22 protein-coding genes are annotated in these 23615 nt (G+C 41.5%); 20 read left to right on the plus strand and 2 right to left on the minus strand.

Going from position 1 to position 23615, the window contains the following annotated elements; all coding sequences use genetic code 11:
- The 11 genes from B7P33_RS08670 to B7P33_RS08720 all read left to right on the plus strand — a co-directional run bounded on the left by B7P33_RS08670 (position 1) and on the right by B7P33_RS08720 (position 12133).
- A complete protein-coding gene (locus B7P33_RS08670; RefSeq protein WP_172435900.1) occupies positions 1-1074 on the plus strand; it encodes a trypsin-like peptidase domain-containing protein in 1074 nt (357 codons plus the stop codon).
- Positions 1075-1111: 37 nt separating this feature from the next.
- On the plus strand, positions 1112-1678 hold the full coding sequence (locus B7P33_RS08675) for a LemA family protein (protein ID WP_097441583.1): 567 nt from the start codon (positions 1112-1114) through the stop codon (positions 1676-1678).
- Positions 1679-1681: 3 nt separating this feature from the next.
- Positions 1682-2488, plus strand: a complete 807-nt coding sequence (locus B7P33_RS08680; RefSeq protein WP_097441584.1) for a DUF1266 domain-containing protein — start codon at positions 1682-1684, stop codon at positions 2486-2488.
- 2 nt (positions 2489-2490) lie between these two features.
- Positions 2491-3549: a DUF3137 domain-containing protein gene (locus B7P33_RS08685; protein WP_097441585.1), complete on the plus strand. Its 1059-nt coding sequence runs from the start codon at positions 2491-2493 to the stop codon at positions 3547-3549.
- A gap of 10 nt (positions 3550-3559) precedes the next feature.
- Positions 3560-4186: a hypothetical protein gene (locus tag B7P33_RS08690; protein WP_141402420.1), complete on the plus strand. Its 627-nt coding sequence runs from the start codon at positions 3560-3562 to the stop codon at positions 4184-4186.
- Positions 4183-6039 (plus strand): NADase-type glycan-binding domain-containing protein, encoded by a 1857-nt coding sequence (locus B7P33_RS08695; RefSeq protein ID WP_141402421.1) that lies wholly within the window; start codon positions 4183-4185, stop codon positions 6037-6039. The genes B7P33_RS08690 and B7P33_RS08695 overlap by 4 nt, the downstream gene beginning before the upstream one ends.
- Positions 6040-6046: 7 nt before the next feature.
- A complete protein-coding gene (locus tag B7P33_RS08700; RefSeq protein ID WP_141402422.1) occupies positions 6047-6388 on the plus strand; it encodes a hypothetical protein in 342 nt (113 codons plus the stop codon).
- A 14-nt stretch (positions 6389-6402) separates the two neighbouring features.
- Positions 6403-6915, plus strand: coding sequence for a hypothetical protein (locus B7P33_RS08705; RefSeq protein ID WP_097441589.1), 513 nt, complete (start codon positions 6403-6405; stop codon positions 6913-6915).
- Positions 6916-6927: 12 nt separating this feature from the next.
- Positions 6928-9114, plus strand: coding sequence for a PA3715 family protein (locus B7P33_RS08710; RefSeq protein ID WP_141402423.1), 2187 nt, complete (start codon positions 6928-6930; stop codon positions 9112-9114).
- A 218-nt stretch (positions 9115-9332) separates the two neighbouring features.
- A complete protein-coding gene (locus B7P33_RS08715; protein ID WP_141402424.1) occupies positions 9333-9773 on the plus strand; it encodes a hypothetical protein in 441 nt (146 codons plus the stop codon).
- 134 nt (positions 9774-9907) lie between these two features.
- Positions 9908-12133, plus strand: a complete 2226-nt coding sequence (locus B7P33_RS08720) for a TonB-dependent receptor (protein WP_097441592.1) — start codon at positions 9908-9910, stop codon at positions 12131-12133.
- A 156-nt stretch (positions 12134-12289) separates the two neighbouring features.
- Here B7P33_RS08720 and B7P33_RS08725 read toward each other — a convergent pair whose 3' ends face one another.
- A complete protein-coding gene (locus B7P33_RS08725; RefSeq protein ID WP_245871727.1) occupies positions 12290-13396 on the minus strand; it encodes a Fic family protein in 1107 nt (368 codons plus the stop codon).
- Positions 13397-13827: 431 nt separating this feature from the next.
- Here B7P33_RS08725 and B7P33_RS08730 point away from each other — a divergent pair, with 431 nt between their 5' ends.
- The 9 genes from B7P33_RS08730 (at position 13828) to B7P33_RS08770 (ending at position 22752) form a co-directional block, all read left to right on the plus strand.
- Positions 13828-15039: a site-specific integrase gene (locus B7P33_RS08730; protein WP_141402425.1), complete on the plus strand. Its 1212-nt coding sequence runs from the start codon at positions 13828-13830 to the stop codon at positions 15037-15039.
- 441 nt (positions 15040-15480) lie between these two features.
- Positions 15481-16347, plus strand: coding sequence for a sigma-70 family RNA polymerase sigma factor (locus B7P33_RS08735; RefSeq protein WP_097441594.1), 867 nt, complete (start codon positions 15481-15483; stop codon positions 16345-16347).
- 279 nt (positions 16348-16626) lie between these two features.
- A complete protein-coding gene (locus tag B7P33_RS08740) occupies positions 16627-17187 on the plus strand; it encodes a helix-turn-helix domain-containing protein (protein WP_097441595.1) in 561 nt (186 codons plus the stop codon).
- 571 nt (positions 17188-17758) lie between these two features.
- Positions 17759-17896, plus strand: coding sequence for a hypothetical protein (locus B7P33_RS19375; protein WP_172435901.1), 138 nt, complete (start codon positions 17759-17761; stop codon positions 17894-17896).
- Between the two features lie 2 nt (positions 17897-17898).
- Positions 17899-18228 carry a cupin domain-containing protein gene (locus tag B7P33_RS08750; protein ID WP_097441597.1) on the plus strand — a complete coding sequence of 110 codons (330 nt, stop codon included), beginning with the start codon at positions 17899-17901 and terminating at the stop codon, positions 18226-18228.
- 142 nt (positions 18229-18370) lie between these two features.
- Entirely contained in the window at positions 18371-19450 is a 1080-nt protein-coding gene (locus B7P33_RS08755) for a DUF1611 domain-containing protein (protein WP_097441598.1), read from the plus strand.
- 23 nt (positions 19451-19473) lie between these two features.
- On the plus strand, positions 19474-20532 hold the full coding sequence (locus B7P33_RS08760) for an alanine/ornithine racemase family PLP-dependent enzyme (protein ID WP_216359373.1): 1059 nt from the start codon (positions 19474-19476) through the stop codon (positions 20530-20532).
- Positions 20533-20617: 85 nt separating this feature from the next.
- Complete coding sequence (locus tag B7P33_RS08765) at positions 20618-21184, plus strand: M15 family metallopeptidase (protein WP_172435902.1); 567 nt, start codon at positions 20618-20620, stop codon at positions 21182-21184.
- A gap of 722 nt (positions 21185-21906) precedes the next feature.
- Positions 21907-22752 carry a prohibitin family protein gene (locus B7P33_RS08770; RefSeq protein ID WP_097441601.1) on the plus strand — a complete coding sequence of 282 codons (846 nt, stop codon included), beginning with the start codon at positions 21907-21909 and terminating at the stop codon, positions 22750-22752.
- Positions 22753-23199: 447 nt separating this feature from the next.
- Here the strand turns inward: B7P33_RS08770 and B7P33_RS08775 are convergent, their stop codons facing one another.
- On the minus strand, positions 23200-23538 hold the full coding sequence (locus tag B7P33_RS08775; protein ID WP_097441602.1) for a hypothetical protein: 339 nt from the start codon (positions 23536-23538) through the stop codon (positions 23200-23202).
- Between the last annotated feature and the right edge of the window lie 77 nt (positions 23539-23615).

Here is a 23615-nt window from a genome sequence, read left to right on the forward strand (position 1 = left end):
ATGAGTGTAATACGCGACATAGAAAATTCAGTTTATAGAATCAACACTGCCCAAGGTTCGGGAACCGGCTTTTATAGTCTGGCCGATCAAATTATCGTAACCAATTACCACGTTGTGGCCGGTTGTATGGCCGTAAGTGTAGAAGGCACGGACAAACAACGGTACAAGGCCCAGGTAGTTTATGCCAACCCTGGCAAGGATATCGCTTTTTTAAAGGCCGAAAATTTACCGAACCCGGCCCAATCGGTGGTTACCAACCATCAGAACGAAACCATTTCCCGCGATAAAGTGCTGGTTCTGGGCTACCCCTACGGCATGCCCTTTACGGTAACCGAAGGTATCGTATCTAACCCCAACCAGCTCATAGACGGCAGTAACTTTATACAGACCGATGCGGCCATAAACCCCGGCAACAGTGGCGGACCGGTAATCAACGAAAAAGGCGAACTCGTGGGTATGGCCACCTCCAAGTTTACGGAGGCCGATAATATGGGCTTCGCCATTCCCATGGAAACCCTGCGCGAAGAACTTGAAATAGTCGGGGATCTGTCAGATGGTTTTACCTTAGGTTGCCCCAGTTGTGGCGGACTCATCGCCGAAAAGACGGAATATTGCCCCAATTGTGGTAACGACATTAACGAAAATTGGTTCGAGGCACACCCGCTCTCCGACTTTAGTATTCAAGTAGAAACCGCCATAGCCAAATTGGGTATCGCCCCAGAATTGGCACGCTCGGGTCGCGAACGCTGGTTTTTCCATCAAGGGAGTGCCGAAATACGAATGTTCGTTTACGACAACAACTACCTCTTTGCCACTTCACCTTTGAACGAACTGCCCCGAAAAAATCTAGCGGAGGTGTACGAATATATTTTAACCGCCGATACTGGGGCGCATCGTTTGGCCATTTCGGACAACCAGATCTTTCTCTCGTACCGGGTACATATCAGTGACCTCTACTCCGACAACAAAGACACGGTCTTGGAAGGTTTGGCCCAATTGGCCACCAAAGCTGATGATCTAGACGACCATTTCGTAAATGCCTACGGCGCGAAAATGACAGTCTATAGTAAATAACCGTAACTAAAAATAACAGCTTAAAATCCCGACGATCATGACCTACTTTATTTCGGCCATATCCGTATTGGTAGTATTCATAGGTATTGCCGCCATTGTTATCAACAACCGGATCATAGACCAAAAAAACCGGGTGGCCCAAGCCTTCGGCAGTATCGAAGTGTATCTAAAAAAGCGTTTTGACCTAATTCCCAATCTGGTGGCCATGCTGAACAAATACATGGCCCATGAAAAAGAGGTGCTGCTTAAAGCCACAGAACTGCGAACCCAAGTTGCAAATGCCCAAGGGCAACAAGAGAAAATCGAAGCCTCAAATGCCTTGACCCAACTTATGGGCGGATTACATGTAAACGTGGAAAATTACCCAGAACTGAAGGCCGATAAACAGTTTGGGGTGCTCCAATACCAGCTAGCCGACATTGAAGATCAAATTTCTGCGGCCCGCAGGGCCTTTAACGCCTCTGTAACCCAGTACAACAATACCATACAAATGTTTCCGGCCAATATTATAGCAGGAATTCGAAAAGACGGCAAAGAAAAACTGCTAGAAATCCCAAAGGCCGATCAAAAAGAAATCGATATCCATCAACTTTTAAACCAATAAACCATGCAAATGTTCGACAACCTTCCCTGGTACGGTTATATAATCTTTATCATCGCCGTGGCCGCTTATGCCTATCGCTATTTTAGCAAATTCAAGGAAGGCTATGATGAAGCCGACCTAAAAACCGTAAAATTCAAGACATCAGAAGCCGGTAACCTAACCGCCGACCAACAATTTGCCGTGGCCCTTTATGCCCCTTTGACCGAGTGGTACGGCGCCGATACCAATACCCTAACCTTCTTAAATGCCAAAGCGGCCAACCGCTATTTGCAAAGATGGCGCATAGACACCCGGGAAGGCTATTGGGACCTTACCGAGTACTTTATGAAACAGGGAAGACGTTGGTATTTCGATTTTATATATAAGCTAGTTAAAAACGAACCTGAAGAAAATTGGAACGATCTTATGAAAGGGTATTTTGGGGAAAATGAACGTGCCGAACGTTATCTCAAAAACTTAAAATCGGATACGATATTGAATACCTTAAAACAGAAAGGCCTGATTACCTTTGATTCCGAAATGGATGTGGGTATCATCGGCTACGATGCCGCTACCCTAGTAGGCCAGGCCAGACAAGCCTATACCACCGGAATCATTACCGAAGATGAAGCCTTCAAGGTTTTACAATTTGCCAAAGATCTGGCTACCACTCATTTTTCGTCTTGGGAAGACTTCGGAAAGAGTTTTATCATCGGCTTTGCCATAGATCAAAGTCATCGTGATGCTGCCTTTAGGGAAGAAGTGTACCACCTCTACAAACAAGTTGTGGCACACCCCAACAGCCCTTGGAACACCCTAATTTGGCCCTAAATATGAAGCAGGAAAAGGCCGATATAACCAAAATACACCAAGAAACCTCAACCGCCCTACGCGATATTTTTCAAAAGCGTAGACGCACCCGAATACTCCAAAAATGGGTATGGGGCATTACGGGTATATTTTTGGTGCTCATGCTCTTGGGCCTATTGGCCTATAACCTGCCCTATTTTGTTTCCGAGCTACCCGAACTTCAACTGAGACCCGAATACCGTATGTACCCCTTGATCGGGTGCGTGGTTTTGTTGACGTTTTCGAGCTATTCCTTTACAGCGGCCTTTCAGAAATTCAAGTTAGCCGAAACCCAGACCATGGCCCAGATGGTCAAACGTTTGTTTCCCCAGGTAGTATTTGCGCAACAAATCAAAGCGCCCGAGGCCCAAGTGGTGGATAGTAAACTGTTCCCTTGGATCAAAGAAGATTCGGCCTTGTATTGTTATGGTCAAATTAGGTCGCGAACCCAAACCACAGAAATCAACATCACCGATCTGGGTATGGTAAAAGCCAACCTATCGAACCGATTTTTGGCCGGGCTCATGCATATTCCCGTCCTGAATTTTTTTTTGGTGCTATACCAGCAGGTTTTTAAGCAGATGGTCTCGCACAACTCGGCCGAAACCGTCAATTTTACCTTTAGGGGCATGTTCTGTTGGTTCCGTTTTAAAAAGAAACTCAACGGACATACCGTGGTCTTGCCCAATACCCCGGGCTCCAAATTGGACCGCTGGGGCAGTTTTAACTTTACCGAAGAAGAACGCATCTATTTAGAAGACCCCCGTTTTAACGACAAGTTCGTTGTGTACGCCACGGATCAGGTAGAGGCACGCTATGTGCTTTCTTCCGCCTTTATGGAACGGATATTGGAACTAATGGAGAAATTTGACCGTCAGGTGTATCTATCGTTCCAAGACCGAAAACTCTATCTGGCTGTGGACAATGCCAACGGACTATTTTCTTTTCCGGCCGGACAATTGGATCGGGTGGAAACCGTACAAGATCTGGCCCATGATATACAATTGGCCCTCGATGTCCCGTTTGAGTTAAAGCTCCATTAAGCCCATATCTATGGAATATTTGATCCTTACTGCATTATTCCTTTTACTGGCTAGCCTGTTATACCTATGCTACCTACTGCTTAGGTGGTTTTTTGCCAGAAAAGTGCGTGTTCAAGGGTTGATGCTAACGCTGGGGCTTATATTCTTGGGACTTAGTATAAACCATCTCTTTTTTAAGCAAATGGTTTTCGTGCAATCCCAAGTATATCCTGATCTGTATTTGGTGAAAAATCCGGTTCAGGATCAAACGGTATTAAACGCGGCCATAAAACAAAAGATCTTGGAAACCGTAGCCGCCCACGGACCAACTTCAACAGGCGTATGGCATGCGGAAACCATAGCCCAATACCAATTGCGGTTTTATGAGTATACCCGTAGCAACGCCTTTCATATTTTTGCCGATGCCGGTACCAGTTACTTTTTGGAAAACAAAGAAGATTTTGGCGGTTTTGTCTCCGAAGAACTGGGTATGTATACCCAAAACCGACTGGCCGAGTTCTATTTTACGAGCTGTAAAAACAATAGTTCAGAATATTGCGGGGACCTGGCCTATTTTAAAGAAGGCCAATTCGACTATGCCGAAGAGATTCCCAACCTGCTCCCAAGACACGAACCCCCAAAAGATAGCTTGCCATGAGACTCGTATTTCTATTCATTTGTTTAAGCTTGGTCTCTTGTAACCTGAAAACAAAAAAGGCGGACAAAAAACAGACGCCACACGTTTTAAAAACCACATCGGACAGCTCCGAAGCTGTTTTGGAGGCTCCGGCATCGGAGCAAACGCAGTCAAAATTAACCCAAGAGATCAGTATCGAAAACCTCTATTTGGCCCTGACGGAAAAAGACACCACAGCATTTTTTCGGCAGTTTCCCAAAGATTTCCATCAGTTTCAAAGTTACTTTGGATGGAATACCCCAGACGATGCGCCACATGAACTATACGAACACAGTGTACACTATATAGAGTACTTCTTTTATCTCCTGCGTAGCGGAAATCATGCCGAACAGGAAGAGATCCTCATAAACATTTGCACCAATGGTGCCTGGGAGGCCGATGGGGTCAACTATTTTCAAAACCATACTCTACAATATCTAAAGGAAAAAAACCGATATTCCCTGATAAACGACTTGGACGATACCCAGGCCAAATCGGTGCTCTTCTTTCTTTTCGATGGGCCACACCCCAAATATGATGCAGATTTTGCGGCTCAGCTTAATCCCGCTAAAAAAACACTTTTAGAGTCTTTATTCGCCTCCAAATTCTCCCAAGGTTATAATGCCCAAACCTATAGGCTATCGGACTACGAAGGCATGGAACATTATACGATTACCGATATCGACATCAACAAAGATGGCAAACTCGACAAGGTGGTCAGTGCCGATCCCTATCAGGGTGATGAGTTGCTATTGTTCCTCTATGGTAAAAACGGCTATGAATTCGCCCTAAAAACCCGAAACTTTTCTGAAGATGGGGGGCACCAAATCACATCGGTTATTGCCGATGAAAATGGTTTTGTGGTCATCACCGCATTCCCAGATCGTGGTTTCTTTGAGGCGCATCATCATATCGCGCTTAAAAAAGGGCGTTGGATACTTACCCACACGGTGTATAAAACCGCTTCAGGCCAAGAACAAGACCATTCTATTTCCGTTTGTCAGGTGCCCCAGGGTATAGATTTAGGTAACGGCAATGACCCTATTTTACTCCACGGGCTACCCGACGAAGATGAAAGAAATCGCATTTGTACCAATGAAAAAAGGGTCACTAGGGCCAACATAGATGTGCAAAGTGTGCAAGAGATAAAAGCTTATGTAGAAACACCATTTCCCTCTATTTATGAATATTATCAAATAGAACGGACAGAACCCGAAGCTATATGGTCGAACAAAATGTTCGGCCGCTGCTGTTCAGAAACCGATATGTCGTATGCCGAACTCTTGACCTTCGACATACAAGCCCAAACCTCCCAAACCCAATACCCCGCTTCCCATTTGTCGGATCAGCTTTACTGGACTGCTTTTGTTTTTACCGAAAATAGCCCGCCGGAAATCAAGCTCCTTCTTAAACGAGATAACGCTCTACATAAAAGCCATACCCAATTGGACATCGATCAGGTACTACAACCCAACGACACCTTGTTATACCCCTTCAAACTAAGTCTGGTAAACGGTTATGCCAAATCGCATAAAACCTATACCGAAAACGGCCGGGTTAAATTGCTTGAGGTCTTTTTAAATGGAGAATATCAAAGCAGGGTTCATTTGCAAGACACCCCTGTTGTACAAAGCTTCGGTCTTGATTTTATGTTTACTAAAAACGATGTGGTTAGCCTGGTACCAATTAGCTTTTATACCGGAAGCACCTTTGACGACGTTTGTATTTCAGAAATACAAAGTAGTTTAGGCCAAATCGCACATCATAGTATCAACCAAAAATATGTAATACAAGAACTTAGTGAGAAAACCAAAAAAATAAAAAACGAAGACTAACACCCCTTTGAAAATACTGAAACAAATCATTAATTATTTTGCCTATACGGTTGTTGCCCTTCTAATGGGTATCGCCTATATGCGCGTGGTCTTAGGGCCGAACGATGTTGCTGCTGAAGGATTGGGCTACCTCTGGCATATGTTTTACCAAATGGGACTAATCGGGGTAGGTCTTCGGGTGGGGGCCATAGTTGCCCTTTTGTTTATTACAGTAGACGTTCTTTATCTTAGAAAAAGGCTGGCCCAAGGTTTAAAATCTAGTTTGATACGTTTGGGGGCAATCGTATTGATTACCCTATTTGTGGGATGCCTACACTATATTCTTGAAAAAGTAATCGATATCATTTAAAAACTATTGGCAAATTGAACACCACAACCCAAAGATTGTTTTTTTACTGGATCGGTAGTTTGGTACTTGCCGTGGTCGGTTACTACCTACTTTGGCTGGTTATGCCCCGTCATGGGGTATTCGGTTCGTGGTACCGAATGCCTTTGTACCATTGGGGGTACCCCATACCATTTATCGCCATCCCCTGTTTTTTTTATGGCCTTTTGGCCCATTCGCTAGCGGCATATTTTTTAAAACAGAACCAGCCCAATCGGATATTCTTAACCCTTGTCATAATTATATTGACCATGCTGTTAAGTGCTCCTTTTGGGGGTATGCTCTGGCATTTCTACGATATGAAACTGGGCCATTTTCCCATAAACTGGCTCTCTAAAATGGTTAAACTGGGTACCGCATGGGGATTGGAGCTAGGGGGACCTATCATTCTATTCTCTTTTCCTTACAACCTTTTAGGAGCTATTTGCTGTTTTTATCTGACCCAAATGGGTGCGGAACGATTCAGCAACAAGAAAAAAGTACAGGAATAATACGATAATCCTATGAAGTATCTATTACTATTTATACTGCTTACCACAAGCCTGTCTTGCACCGATGAAAAGATTTATTTGGATGAAAACGGTAAGGAAACCAGTCGGGAAAACGCCCTATATTATCGTAACAAACCCGTTTGGCAAAAAGGGGTGTACATCATGGACGATTATTACCTCAGCGGGGAAAAACACTTTAAGGGTCAAACCTTGGATTCTTTGGGCATCCAACTGGATGGGGACGCTACCTGGTATCTAAAGACCGGAAAAATAAACCGTAAGGAAAACTACAAAAACGGCATCCTTGCTGGGCGTTATTTGCCCAAATCGGAGGCCGAAGGTTCGGAAGATAGCGGTTGGGAAGAAAAGGACTTGGTGCTGGTAGCAACCGCGCTTCCCCAAGACGCTACCCCAGATAAACAAAGGCCGAACACAGAACATTCCATAGCGTTTAAAGAGGTAATGGCCCAACTGCAAACCAAAGACCTTCCGCTTGTAGAAACCACCAATTTCGACAGTTTTATTGAGGCCGAAGACTACGATGCCATAGATACCGAAGCGGGGATTGACCTTAAATTGTTCCAACTCGATCAAATCTATCCCGATTTTTATGGCGAAAACAGGAACTACAGAATCATTTCGGCCTATAGGTTGGTGTTTTCCGATGCTTTTTATGCCGTAGTGATCACAGTTAAAAAATCGGAACATGAAATGGAGTCGTTACTCATACACTATGATCTTGAGGGCCATCGTATGGAACATACCCAAGTGGCCTATGATGAAATTGCCGAAGGTATGTCGCGTAGCATGGCCAGGATCAATACATCAGGACTAACGGTACACCAAGTGTTTTGGGACGATCTTCGAAAGATACAAGAAATCGAGTATGAGATAGGCAGTAATGGGGAGATGAACCAAGTGGACAAGAAACAACTACACGAGGACATAGCCAACTACAAGCTGATCGATCGAAGCCTCCAAGAACTTAATCTCGACTGGATTCTATTTAAAACCAATCTTATCGCCGTTCAAAAACTGTCCAGTTGGCCGGAAGAAGCCTTGATCGTGTTGCCCCGCATAAAGCAAGAAGATGCCCAATACCTCGAAATAAAACCCCAACTGGTTTTGGTCAATACCGAAAAGGCCAAGGTAACCCATACGTTTTACGAAAAGGCCGCGGAGGCCCCGTTTTGGGCCTCGGATGCCGTTCGCCTTGACCTAATCAGCATAGATGTAGTGCCTTACCCTATCTCAGATCAGACGAACGCCTATGGTATCCGGGCCCGTTACACAGGGTCATCTCGGGTAAACCCCTATCAGCAAGAAACCCTGTCCCTATTCGTAAAATCAGGCGATGTCTTAAAAAGGATTTTACACGATTATGAGGTCGTTGATGCTGGTGGCGAATGGGATGGCGAATGCGCAGGCGAGTTTCACGAGACTAAAAAGACCATATCCCCTAGCCAAAACCCAAGCCATGGCTATTTAGATTTGGTGGTACACCATACCCAGACCCAGACGAAAAACTTTCTAGATGGTAATGATGATTGCGACAGCCAAGACCAAGTAAGCACACGAACCAGCTTATTAAGCTTCAATGGTACCAATTATGAAGAAACCAAGGGTTCGGCCGTAGTAGTGCAAGATGGGGAAAAAGAAGCCTTTTCCAAATTCCATCCGCCTAAACTAGAAGATTTTACCTTGGAGACTTATTCGGTTAAAGATGCCCATCAACTGGGCGATCTAAAGATAATCAGCGGCTATTACCAGTCGGCAGAACAGGACGAGACAGATTGGGGCGATTGCCTAGTAGTACTTGACGCCCAGGATAAAATGATATTCAAATCTAAAGGCGCGGGCGATGTGTACTTGTACGAGCCCCATTTTTTTAGAAACCCAAATGACGGTAAAACATTGATTATTTGCCAATTGGCCTTTGAATACGCTTTTGGTGGGGACGTATTTATGCTGGAAAACGGGGCCATTAGTCCGTTGGGCAATTTGAATGTTGAAGGCTATGATGAAGACCAATACTTGACCGATATCGTGCGTATACACCAAAACGGGGAACAGATTGAATTTAGCTTCGAGGCCGAAAAATTAGTATGGGACCGAGGTGGGGAAGGTGAAAAAACAATGCCGAACGACAACCTCAAGTACATTTATAAAGACCAAGTTTTGAAACTGGTTAGACAATGAATTCATTTAGAGCCTGTTTAAATTTGTTGAAAAAATTCTGATTCGCCTAGTTCGTGGTACTAAAATCTACAAGGGCAATCCAATCTTTTCCTAGATTGGGTTTCCGGCAGAAAACAATGCTTACATTTGCTGGTACCTAAACGGCCATTACTTGCTTATACCTAATAAATAGCGAGTAAAAACCAGTAGTTTAGGTGATAAAAGCGTAAAGAAATACTTTGGAAAAACTTCCAAACAATAAACTGTCGAAGCGTTGGCAAAGGAGTGTTTTAGGTCTTTGCCTTATGTATCTTTTGGGGCTATTCAATCCGTTGGTCTTGGAAGTACTACACCAAGTTTCGCATTATGCCTCCTCCGAAGACCATTCCCACGGTTTTTTCAGTGACCATAGCGAAATAGATTATAGTGCTATTGAATCTATGGCCGTACACTCCCATATGACCTTGGACGAATTCAAGGATTTACTCATTCTTAACGATACGGAGGATAAGGATGTGGAAGATAGCCCTTCATTTAAGTTTCAGAAACATTATAGTAAACGAAATCCTTATACACTTTTTAACGGGTATATGACCGATTCCAAAAAGCAATGGTTCTATTGCGCCCCCTTAGCCAAGGGGTATGCCCAGCTCTGCCTCCGACCACCTAAAAACGGGTAACCTTAACCAGGGCCTATCCGATTTCGTTGAAAAAAAGCAGTTGATAGGACCCATTACTATCCGATTACATTTTTCTACACCCGTTTCGACATAAAAACAAGTCGAAATGAGGTCAACTTTTTATATAACACGACATGAAATATTTTATGGCGGTCTTACTCTTGTTTTTGGTAAGCCAGGGTGCCGCTCAAACCCTAAAAGGCCAAGTGGTCGATGCCTCGGGCACCCCCTTGGAAGATGCCGGAATCTTAAACCTCACTTCCGGCCAGCATAACCATTCCGATGCCAACGGAAAATTTGTTTTGGAACGTACTTCGGTAAACGATACTCTGTATTTTTCCCGCTTGGGTTATGCCACCCTAACCCAAGTAATCCGTCCGTCGGATTTAACATCGCCCATGACCATTGTGCTTCAAGAAAGTACGATAGCCTTGGATCAGGTTGTACTCGTCTCGAAAACCGACCTGATGAGTAGCATCGTAGATGTAGATATTGAGACCAATCCGGTAAAATCGCCCCAAGAAATCCTTCGGAAAGTCCCCGGATTGTTTATCGGACAACATGCTGGGGGCGGTAAGGCCGAACAGATTTTCTTACGCGGTTTCGATGTGGACCATGGAACCGATGTGGCCCTAAGCGTAGACGGTATGCCCGTAAATATGGTTTCCCATGCGCACGGTCAAGGTTATGCCGACCTCCACTTCGTGATTCCGGAGACCATAGAGAACATAAACTTTGGCAAGGGCCTATATTACTCCGACCAAGGCAATTTTAATACGGCCGGTTATGTAGACCTACGATTGCGCAAGTCTATCGATAAAAACCTAATGTCGGTAGAATTGGGTCAATTCAATACAAGAAGATTCGTGGGTATGCTCAATTTGATGGACAATACCCATAGTAGCTCTTATATAGCTTCAGAACTGAACCTGACCGACGGCCCTTTCGAATCGCCCCAAAATTTTAACCGCATCAACCTCATGGGCCGTTACCATAGTGTATTGCCCAACAATCAGGAATTACTACTGACCGCCTCCTACTTTAGCAGTAAATGGGATGCCTCCGGACAAATTCCCCAACGGGCCGTAGACCAAGGTCTTATTTCCCGCTTTGGGGCCATTGACGATACCGAGGGCGGGCAAACCAGTCGCAGTAATCTGGTTTTGGACCATAGTAAGGACCTAGGAGATGGAAAAAGCCTGAAGACCATGGCCTTTGTTTCGCAATATGACTTTGAACTCTATTCGAATTTCACTTTTTTTCTCGACGACCCTGTAAATGGTGATCAAATACGCCAAAAAGAAGATCGCTTGCTACTTGGGGCCAAGACCGTACTCCATAATGAAATGGCCCAATTGGGAACCGTAAATTTCGAATACACGGCCGGATTGGGTTTTCGCTACGATAATGTGGATGATAACGAGCTTTCGCACACCAAAAACAGACAAGAGTTATTAGAACGTTTGGCCTATGGCGATGTAGACGAGGTAAACACCTATATCTTTGCAGAAGCCACCTTTAGCTCGGGTAAATTCACCTTTGAACCTGCACTACGCTTAGATTATTTTAAGTTCGATTATATCAATAAACTTTCGGAACTGTATGATAGTCAGAGTGAGGAAAAGGTGGCCTTCAGTCCAAAATTCAATACGATATATAACCCCACGGCCAACACCCAGATCTTTTTAAAGACCGGTATCGGTTTCCATGCCAACGATACCCGGGTGGTGGTCGCGAACGATGGTAAGGATATTTTACCCAAGGCCTATGGCGTAGATATCGGGGCTGTTATAAAACCCGCCGATAAACTAATTTTGAATGCTACCTTGTGGAGTTTGTTCCTAGAACAGGAATTTGTCTATGTGGGCGATGCCGCCATTGTCGAGCCTAGCGGCAAAACCAGACGCATGGGCGTGGAAATCGGCGCCCGTTACCAACCCAAGGATTGGCTGTATCTGTACACCGATGCCAATTTTACGCATGCCCGCAGTACCGAAGCACCCAGTGGGGCCGATTATATTCCGTTAGCCCCCGATTTTACCATGAACGGTGGTATCTCCTTAGGAAAGGATCAAGGTTTTTCAGGAGGTATCCAATACCGATTTATAGACGACAGACCGGCAAATGAAGATAATTCCATAGTTGCCGAAGGCTACTTCGTTACCGATGCCAATCTGAACTATACCCTTAACCAATGGACCTTCGGGCTCATCGTGGAAAACCTATTCGATACGGACTGGAACGAAGCCCAATTCGCTACCGAAAGCCGCTTGTTCAACGAACCCAATGCTGTTGAGGAAATCCATTTTACACCCGGCACCCCTTTTTATCTTAGAGGAAAAGTATCGGTGCGCTTATAAAATCGAGAAGCCTCTTTGGCTTTAGTAAAATTGGTCTAAAAACCGCCGAGGGTTTTCCTTGGCGGTTTGTTTTTTAGGTGTGGTTTGGCTTGCCAATAAGCATGGGATAATAAATCACATCACGACTTATTGCTAATCAGATTTACATCTCCATTTCTATGACTCAGGCAAATTCAAAATGTAGTTGGTGCTCCTTCCACCTTCTCCTGAATCCAACAGCACCCCTTTTTCTACCAAATCCTGAATATCCCTAAGGGCCGTATCTCGATGTACTTTTGTCATTTTTGCCCATTTCGAGCTATGTAACTTTCCTATGAAGTCACCATGGAGTTTATTGATCATATAAACTTGCCGGGCATTGAATAGCGTAGTTTTATGTTGCTCCCAAAATTTTGCCTTTACCAATATTTTGGATAATAATTCATCTGTTGCCGTAAGTGCCTCAATCAAGCGTTCAAAATACCACACGAGCCAGTGCGTCACATCCATGCTTCCTTTTTGGGTTGATTCCAAAATATTGTAATATCCATTTTTTGATTTCATGATTTGTGCCGACATACTATAGAATCTTTGATTGGTTCTGTCGGCACGAGCCAATTGACAATCACCAATCGCTCTTGCAATCCTCCCATTTCCATCGTCAAACGGGTGGATGCTAACAAACCACAAATGCGCAACGGCCGACTTGATTATTGGCTCCACTCCCTCATTCGTATTGAACCATTCGATAAATGCATTCATTTCGTTTTCAAGTCTTGATGCCGTGGGAGCTGTATAATGCACTTTCTCGCTTCCCATAGGCCCGGAAACAACTTGCATGGGGCCCTTCTTATCATCTCGCCAGTCTCCAACGATGATTTTGTATAGGCCACTTCTCCCCGTTGGAAAAAGCGCCGCATGCCACCCGCATAGACGATCTTTGGAAAAGGGGGCTTTAAAGTTCTGGGTAGCATCCAACATCATTTCCACCACACCTTCAACATCACGGCTTGCTTCAGGTAGGCCTGATATATCCATTCCCAACCGTCGAGCTACAGACGACCGTACCTCTTGGGGGTTCAACAATTCACCTTCAATTTCACTTGTCTTTACAATATCATCGGTTAATGTTTCGAGCACAGCTTCTTCTTGTAACTCAAAACCCATTCCCTCCATTCTTCCGATAAGCCTGCCCTGAAGGTTGCGCGCTTGACTTACATACGGAAGTAAGGTTTCATTGTCCCAATCAAAATTTGGCCAATCTTTCCTCTGATGTAGATACACGATAAATTGATTTAACAAGTAAATAATACATTGAATATAAGGCTTATTCGCAGTAAATCAAATTTTTCGCAGTAATAAATACGGCATTAATGATGGTTATTTGCCGTATCTTATAATGATTGAAGGATAAAACGGGATCATTACCCAAACACAACAATTGCGCTTGATCCATTGGAAAACCCATCACTTTTACACACAAAAAAACCTCCCAGTTTCCCGAGAGGTTTCGTTTTGTTGGCGGTCTGGACGGGACTCGAACCCGCGACCCCCTGCGTGACAGTCGCAAATTATTGGTTTTCAAATAGTTGCATTTAGTTTCTTTTGTTTTGAAAATCAGTATTTTATGGTTTTTCGCTTTTCTTTTAGCTTCCTTGAGACTACATTTAAGTATTCATTTGTTGTACCTATGTTGTACCCAAAACCAGAAAAGTATGTCTTCAATCAAAGTAGTTTTAAGAAAAAAAGCATTATCCAATGGCTCATTTCCAATCTTTTTGCGGGTAACTAAAAACCGTAGAACCAAATATTATCGCACTCCTTTGAATACCACTTTGCAGGAATGGAACGAGGATACAGGTTCTTTTAATGGAAAGAATGGGGGTTACATTCAAAAGAATCGGGTGCTATTGAAAATAAAAGACCGAGCTCTAAAAACGTATTATGACTTGGAGCTTGAAAAAGAAGATTTCTCGCTTGAGGATTTTGACAAGCATTTTCGGGTAGATACCAATCCAGCTTCACAAGATGTATTTCGGTTTTGGGATGAAATTATTGAAGAAATGCGTGATGCTGGCAGAATGGGTAATGCCAAATTGTATCACGATGCTTCCAATTCAATCAAAAGATTTATTGGTTTTAAAAGCCTGCGTTTTACTGAGATTGATGCTACTTTTTTAAATAAGTATGATGCTTTTCTACGTTCAAGGGGTGGAACTGATGGTGGAATTGGTGTCAAAATGCGAACTATTAGGGCCATGTATAACAAAGCCTTGGAACGTAATATTTTTAAAGTAGAAAAACATCCCTTCCATGTTTATAAAATCTCAAGATTAAAAGGGAAGGGCATCAAGAGAGCCTTGAATTTAGAGCAAATCAACAAGATTCATAACGTCGATTTGGCTAAGTATCCACATCTAATCAATTACCGAAATTATTTCATGTTCAGTTTTTATTCTAGAGGAATGAACTTTGCTGATATGATTGAGTTAAAATGGGGTGATATCCATGGTGAACGCATCCGATACATCCGTAATAAAACAAAGCGTCCATTTTCAGTTAAAATTAATCCACCCTTAAAAGCTATTTTGGATTACTATCGTGAACACTCGCTGGGGACAAAGTATATTTTTCCAATTCTCTTATACAACGATTTGACCCCTTTGCAGTTGGATCATCGTAAAAAGAAAACGTTGGCTCAATACAACAAAGGCTTAAAGGAAATAGCCAATCTCTGTGGTATCAATCAAGCCTTAAGCTCTTATGTGGCCAGGCATAGTTATGCCAATTGTCTTAAACAAAAAGGAGTGGCTACAGACATTATTGGAGAATCGCTTGGGCATGCAGATATAAAAATTACCCAAGTCTACCTCAAAGAATTGGGTAATGAAATTGTAGATGACGCAGTGGAAGTGCTCTTTAACTAGAAATGAATCTTCATGGTGCCGAAAAAGGTTGCTTTATTGTCCCCTTAGCATGTAAGATATCAGAGAACCTGTTATCGTTTTGCTAGACTAAAGTTTTAATCGAAATATAATAAAGGGAATTTAAACCGCTACATTCAATTAATATCCGTTTCTTTACCAAGCTTTACAGATTATCCATGAAAATTGAGCCAGTCTTGAAATAAAAAGAGAACCCCTCCATCGTCATTTTCCAATTATCACTAGGGGTCCATTCTAAGCTTTTTTTTGAAAATTTCAACACTAATGTACCAAATACAGTAAAGGCTAACTTTTTTTACTGCTTTTGCATTACCCCCTTGGTCAAATCAATTGGCGAGATTGAAATTGGACAGAGGAGCAATCCCAAAGGCAATGGAACCATAATTTATGTCTGAAGCTCGTTATGATTAAACACCAAATACTATGAGGCCACTTTCAATAGCAAAACAAGTTACCTATAGGGATGGTGAATCACTTAAAAGATATCTGCAGGATGTAAGCCGTATCCCCATGATTACGGAAGATGAAGAAGTCGAGTTGGTAATTCTAATAAGAAATGGGGACAATTTGGCGCTTGAAAAGTTGATTAATTCAAATTTGAGGTTTGTTATATCCGTAGCCAAACAATATCAAGGCCGGGGTTTGAAATTACTCGATTTGATAAACGAAGGAAATCTGGGATTGGTAAGGGCTGCAAAGCTATTCGATGAGACCCGTGGATTTAAATTCATATCTTATGCCGTTTGGTGGATACGTCAAGGGATACTCCAGGCGTTGATGGAAACCACAAGAATGGTAAGATTGCCTCTGAACAAAATAAGCGTAATTAACAAGATAACCAAAGCTTCCTCCAATTTCGAACAGATTCACCAACGACTCCCTTATGCCGAAGAAATTTCTGAATTGATAGACGTTTCTCTTGCTGAGGTCCAACTCTGTATGAAACATTCTATGTGGCCCATGTCTATGGATGAAAGATTAAATACAGAAAGCGACAACTTTACGCTGTATGAAGTTTTAAGTTCTGGCAATTTAGATAGCCCTGAGAAGGGTCTTATTGAAAATTCATTAAGGACAGAGTTAGGGGGATTGCTAAATATCCTTTCGGATCGTGAGACCTACGTGATCAAAAAATATTACGGGATTGGAACAAATAACGGAATTGGCATGGGTCAAATTGCCTACCAACTAGGCCTCACAACAGAACGGGTAAGACAGATTAAAACGAGGGCATTGTTACGTTTAAGGGAGTCATCAAAGTGCGACTTCCTTAAGGAATATTTGAAATAGTTCTGTTTTTGAACAGACGATTTATCAATAAGACCATATCCCATTTTTTATTTTCTAATATCTTTTCGTGTTGTATTCAAAGGTTACACAATGATTTTGTGCTTAAAACACCATTTATTGACTACCTTTAAGAAGCAATTACTTTCACTTTCCTCAAGGGTATTAGATTCCTATTGTTCAGGCAGAAAATCTGTTTTAACTATCCAGGATTTAAAATGTAAAAATCCATTGATCGTTATGTGCCTGCTAGGTGACCACCTTTACTTTTAAACTAAGGATATGAGATTATACATAAAATACATGGTCAGTCTTCGTTGTAAAATGTTGGTAAAGGAAGAATTGATAAAGTTGGGACTGGATTACGTTAAATTGAATCTAGGCATGGTTGAAACTATAGGGGAAATTACCCATGAAAAACGAGTCCAACTCAAGAATAATCTGCTCAAGTCCGGATTGGAATTGTTGGATGATAAGAAGAGTATATTAATCGAAAAAATAAAAAATGTAATAGTTGAAATGGTTCATTATCATGATGAAATTCCAAAAACAAACTATTCAGGTTATTTAAGCGAAAAACTGGGATACGACTATACCTATCTGGCCAATACTTTTTCTGAAGTGCAAGGAATCACCATACAGCACTATATTATCAAACATAAAATCGAAAAGGTGAAAGAATTATTGCTATATGATGAGCTTAACTTGGCGGAAATTGCCTATAAACTTCACTACAGCAGCCCATCTCACCTGTCAAATCAATTTAAAAAAGTTACTGGTCTCACACCATCTTTTTTCAAAAAAATGAAGAAAAGAAGACAGCAAAATCTTGAAAACCTGTGATATATGTAAGTTTCACAAATATTTATATAGCAAAATTCCCTTGGTTCTGTCGCATCTTTACTTGCTGTTATGATGTTAATGAACAAGACTAAATACAAAACATTTATGGACATATTCGAAAGGGACAATTTGGTTTACGGTATTTTCAAAAAATTAAGAGATGTCTTTAGAACTGTATTCGATAATGAAAGCCAAGAAACTGCAATGCGGAAGGAATTGGAGAAAAATCTAAAACCCAATTTAATCAGAATCGAGAAATGACTTCGGGAAATTTCAAGTACATGGCCTGAACAAAACTGGGAGAAAGAGAATTTAATTTTGTTTATTGATTAGTGCTTTTAGATTATTTAAAGGCCCAAAAAAGAACAGGAACTAAAAAACACTGCTCTTTTTTTGTGAAAAGCCAAATGGGCTGGTATTGTAGCAACCATTGTTTTGGTTAAGCAATTTTATATCGCAAGCAGCAATTATGAAATAAACACCATGAGAAAATGCGCGATCTGTTTTGCGCTTATTTTAATAATGTTAAGGGTCGCCATTTCACTTTCATTAAGCAATAAAAAATAAAATTATGTCGAGAGAAAAAGAAGGAAAACAGAAATCAGGAAAAACAGCGCCATCAAGCACGCCGAAAGAGAAAAAAGCCGCAAAAAGAGCAAAACGGGATGCTAAAAAAAGAGCGGAACAAAACAATAAGTTACAGACTTGATTATGGAACCAGGTGAATTTGAAGAATTAAAAACGTTTAATCTGGTAGATGTATTGGAATACAGTTCCAATGACATAGTAGTCAAAAACATAATGGTTCAGGATAATTGTATCATACAGGCGTTTGTATTTGATTTTGGCAAAGTTCAATCTTTTGAAGAATCTCCTTACTCTCGCTTCATTCACATAATCGAGGGAAAAGCTGAAATGGTAATCAACAATAATTCCACTTTTATGCAAATGGGAGATTCCATTATTGTTCCTGCATATACGTTTAGTTCTATCGAAGCAAATCATAAGTTCAAAATGATTTGTACTACCATTAAGGACTAACTATAGTGTATGAATAGATAATTGGTATAATGACAAAACGCTTCAGAATCAAGCTAACGCTAATGCACTGGTCTATTCTGATAGACAATCAAACCCTTATGAAAGTAGCACTATGGACGCGGACAACTAAATAATACAACTTATGAAAGCTAAAGCTCTGGTTTATTGTGAAAATGAATTTGGCCGTATAGACGGTAAAGTGGCCAATGGACTTATTCGGCAATCGGAGACCTATGAAATCGTCGGGGTCATTGATAGTTCTAAGGCTGGTCAGGATGCGGGAGAATATCTTGAAGGTGTAAAAAATGCAATTCCCATTTTCGAAAGTATAGCAGTGGCTTTAGAAGAATTAAACGCTATCCCTGAATATTTTATTTATGGTGTCGCCCCACTCGCTGCCTTCTTAAGTGATGAGCAAAGGGAAGTTATTTTTAGTGCTATGAAGGGTGGAATGAATATAGTTAACGGTCTTCCTGAGTTTCTCAGTGAGAATACTCAATTTGCCCGTATGGCCCGTAATTATGGAATAACCATACTGGATGTCAGAAAACCTCCAAAACGTGAAAATCTCCATAATTTTTCGGGACGTATTCAAGAGGTGAAGGTTCCGATAATTACGGTAATGGGTACTGATTGTGCGGTGGGTAAAAGAACCACATCATTGGTATTGGTGGAAGCCCTGAGGAATGTAGGTATTAATGCTGTCTTTGTGACCACCGGTCAGACGGGCTTGCTCCAAGGCTCCAAATATGGGGTGGCCATAGATGTCTTAACCTCTGGGTTTGCCACGGGTGAGGTTGAAAACGCCATCTTAAATGCCTATAATCAGGAAGGACCTGATATCATCGTTGTGGAAGGACAGGGAGCATTGAGCCACCCTGCATTTACTTCTTCAAGTGCCATTATTCGTGGGGCAATGCCAGATGCAATCATAATACAACATTCCCCGAAGCGGAAAAGTTATTGTGACTACCCTAGAATTCCTTTGTTGGATTTGGTAGATGAGATTGAAATGATAGAGGTATTCTCCAAATCAAAAGTTATCGCCATTACCATTAACCCTGAAAACATGACCCAAGAAGAGTTGAATCAAATAATAAATCAGTACGAATCAGAATATGATTTGCCTGTTTCGGATGTCTTACTACACGGATGCGATAAGCTGATTAAAGAATTGATCAAAACATTTCCAGAGTTAGAAAGAGAGTCGGTGTTGGTTTGAACTTTCCCAGAATCGATATTGATTTGGCAAAGACTGCCCACAACATCCGACAGTTGAAAAAATTGTACGGCTCCCAAGGCATTGATATAATAGGGGTGACCAAGGTAATCGGGGGCAATCCGATAATCGCTGATGTATTGGTCAAGAATGGTATTAAAATCCTTGCAGACTCTCGAATTTCGAATATAATAAAAATGCGAAGAGCAGGCATAAAGGCACAATACCTGTTACTCCGAACACCAGCACTCAGCCAGGTACAAGAAGTCGTTATTCACACCCACATAAGCCTAAATTCTGAATTGGAAGTTCTAAAAAGACTATCGGAGTGTGCTTTGAGAAACCATATCACACATAAAGTTGTTCTCATGGTGGAACTTGGAGACTTGCGGGAAGGAATCATGCCATCGGAAATGAATTCCATTGTAAAAGAAGTACTCAGCATGGAGGGCCTGGACTTGGTGGGCATAGGAACGAATCTTGCATGCTTTGGCGGAATAAGTCCTGATGCGGACAAAATGAACGAGTTGTCTTCAATGGCCATTCGTCTGGAAGAAAAATTCAAAATCACCCTAGCAATTGTGTCCGGCGGTAACTCCGCAAATTACAACTGGGTTACGTCTTCAAAAGATGTGGGCAGAATAAACAGCCTACGATTAGGGGAATCTATTTTCTTAGGAAGAGAGGCACTTTGTAGAAAACCAATACCGGGACTTTTTACCGATATTTTTACTTTGATGGCTGAGATCATCGAAGCAAAACGAAAACCATCACAACCCTATGGCCAAGTATATCAAAATGCGAATGGTGATATCCCTAAGTTTGAAAATAAAGGCTTGATGGATAGGGCGATTCTTGCTATTGGAACGCAGGACGTTATAGTTTCAGGAATTACTCCAAAACAAAAAATAACCGTGCTGGGTGCCAGCAGTGATCATTTGTTGATTGACAATACCGAAACAAATCTAAAGGTCGGAGATACTATGGCGTTTGACCTGAATTATAGCGCACTGTTAAGAATATTTAGCACCCCTTACATTGCAAAAAACACAATCAATCAATATGAATGTGAAAGCATACTGTGAGGAGGTCGAGAAAAAAGACCTTCAGAATAAACTTTTGGCCCCCTCAATCTGGATACGGGAAAACCATTCACAAATGGTGAGTTTAATGGACACGGATTTTAATTTGATTTTTGAACCTTGTATTTTGGAAGATTACCAATATTCGATCAGAGAAGATATCATGGAAAAAATTGGCCGAATTAGTAAAGCATTGGATAGACAAAATAAAATGTTGATTGTCCGTTCTGCCTGGAGATCTTCCGAACATCAAAAGCTTTTATGGGATTCCAAATTTGCACACCACCAGAAAAAACATCCCGAAAAATCGAACAGTGAAATCAAAGAAACCATAAGCTATTTTATCGCTCCCCCAACCATGTCGTTGCATGCGACAGGTGGCGCAGTAGATGCCTTGATTTATGACAAACTTGAGGATGGTGTGATGGATTTTGGAACTAACAATGGTTTGGAAATCGACCTTTCAAAAAAATGTTATCCCTACCATCCAGATATTAGTGCTAAAGCGAAAAAAAATAGGGCCTTGTTGATCGGTCTATTTGAAGACGAAGATTTTGTATGTGATTTGAAGGAATATTGGCATTTTGATTATGGCAATGTAGTTTGGGCCATTGAAAAAGAAAAGGAATATGCCATTTATGAACCCATAACTTAGATGTGCCGACCCACCGAATGAAGAGCAAGGGGTTGTTTACTATCTGCAAAATCCTTTGATTAATCTCCCAGTTAAAACCAAAAAAGAAGGCCGGAGCCCTCTTTGACATTTTTGTTCCTTAAGAAAACCGTATTAATTTTAAGGCAGTATGCCTCCGGTGATTTCTCCAGCTCTCATGACGGGTAATTGGCCTGTCAATACTTGGATTGTTGTCTTTAGTTATACTCTTTGTCTGCTTCATAATTCCTTCTCTATTTAACTACTTGTGATGGGTGCAATATGCTCCCTTATCTACACTCAAAGTTGGAGGTAAAGGTAGTCGAAACTTAATGGTAAGGGAGTGAGTTTAACACGATGCTAAGACAGATAAAATGCGAGATGCAGGCTATTTGATAGTTTGAAATTTTGAAATCTCCCTCCTGTGGGCATTGTCCATTTAAAGTATGAACAACGTATTGCAGGGAAACACCTTTAGAACGATTCATAGTGGCTTAAAACACATCTTGTTCATGGAACATCCTTTTGCAAAAGGCCAAAGTTCCCATGCCCTATTTTTCTTTAAAAACACTTTTTTGCATAGCGATGAACCTCAAAATTAACGGAAAGCCATTTAATGACCTTTTATCGCTCCAGACCATGTGTGATTTATGTAAGATTTCCATGAATTGGTATAACATGCTCGGGCATGGGAAATCCTATCTTTATAATTAAACCTAATTACTATGGATAATAGCCCTATGGGTGAGTTGAAAAATATATTGAAAAAAGGGCAAAGGAGAAACCTGAACATTATTGCCACATTGGTTGTATTGCTTTTTGCGTTCAAACCATGGGTTCAAATTGGCGCAGGCGAGCGGGGGGGTGTCCAGAATTTTGGAGCCGTACAAGACCATGTTTTGAATGAAGGAATACACTTCAAGATACCGATAGTACAAACGGTAATCTTGATGGACGTAAAAATTCAGAAGGCAATGACAGATGCTGCCCCTTCATCTTCTAACCTGCAGGATGTAGACCTATCTGTTGCCCTCAATTATCATATCATACCTGATAAAGCCAATTTGGTATATCAAACCATTGGGGTTGAATTCAAAGAACGTATCATTGACCCAGCAATTCAAGAGGTAATGAAAGCTGTGTCAGCCAGATACACTGCCGAGGAATTGATTACCAAGAGGCCTGCAGTCAGTACCGAAATGCAACAAGCACTCACTTCAAGATTGCTGGCATCGAACATAGCAGTTGACGCTTTTTCGATTATCTCATTTAGTTTTTCCCAAACGTTTACCGATGCCATTGAGGCAAAACAGACCGCGGAGCAAAATGCTCTGAAGGCAAAAAGAGACTTGGACAGGATAAAGGTCGAAGCCCAACAAACCATTGCTGCGGCAACAGCCGAAGCCGAAGCGCTACGGTTACAAAAAATGAATATTTCTCCTGATCTTATTGAGCTAAGAAAGATAGAAGCTAACCTTAAGGCCATAGAAAAATGGAACGGGATTTTACCTGAAGTGACTGGTGCAGGTGCAATTCCATTTATTGGAGTAGGTGGTGCAATTAAAAACTAATGATGAGAATGTCTTGGGATTTTAATACAGTATCCATAATTATGGTGTTGTTGTTTGTCCACCTTATATTAGGTGGTGTTCGAGGACTATATAGACATCTAATGATTGAAAAACATCAACACAATTATTATGCCGACCCTCCCATGAATATTTTTGGCAAACTCGCACACAATTGGTTGGCCGGTACTTTGAGTTCGACCACTTTTTTCCTTTCAGCTTCCATTACGGTAATGCTTTTTTTATTCTTTTGAAAGATGAGATAAAACGAAAAGAAAAATTATTCTTGGAATTCATTCTCTCTTGGACAGGAAGTTATATCGGCATGTGCTCCAAAATACCTGATGCTTAAAACCGGAAGATATTGTTCTTCTGATTCTTCGGTGAAATTGAAAAATCTGTCTACTTTAAAATCTATGGTGAAAAAGTTGATGCCACAATTTTGAAACATCACTCTTGAAGGTGTTGCCCTGGCATAAGCTTTTGTAAGCGTATCACAGTGGATGTTTCTTCGCTATCATCTTCCCAAACCCTAACATTCTCAACAAACGAGATGATAAAATTTTCCCCAATGTGTTTATCCTCATGTAGTGGATACTTTTCAAGTATAACCGAAAGAATTTCATCGAAGACAACTATTTCTTCCACACCTAATGCTGTTTTGCCACAAAATGAATACCCATCTTCAACACGCCCAAGAAAAATCCCTTCCACTTTTTTTATTTGACTTGTTCCTTGGGGAGGGAAAATGGCCAATGTGGTCAGAAATATGAAGAATAATGTTCGCATAGTAATTTTTATGTCCCTTAATCGGAAGTTAAATTGATGGGGGTTAAGTTCAAGTACCTTTCTGTCTTTAAGATGTC

It is taken from the genome of Sediminicola luteus (assembly GCF_002514735.1).
GTDB lineage: Bacteria > Bacteroidota > Bacteroidia > Flavobacteriales > Flavobacteriaceae > HQA918.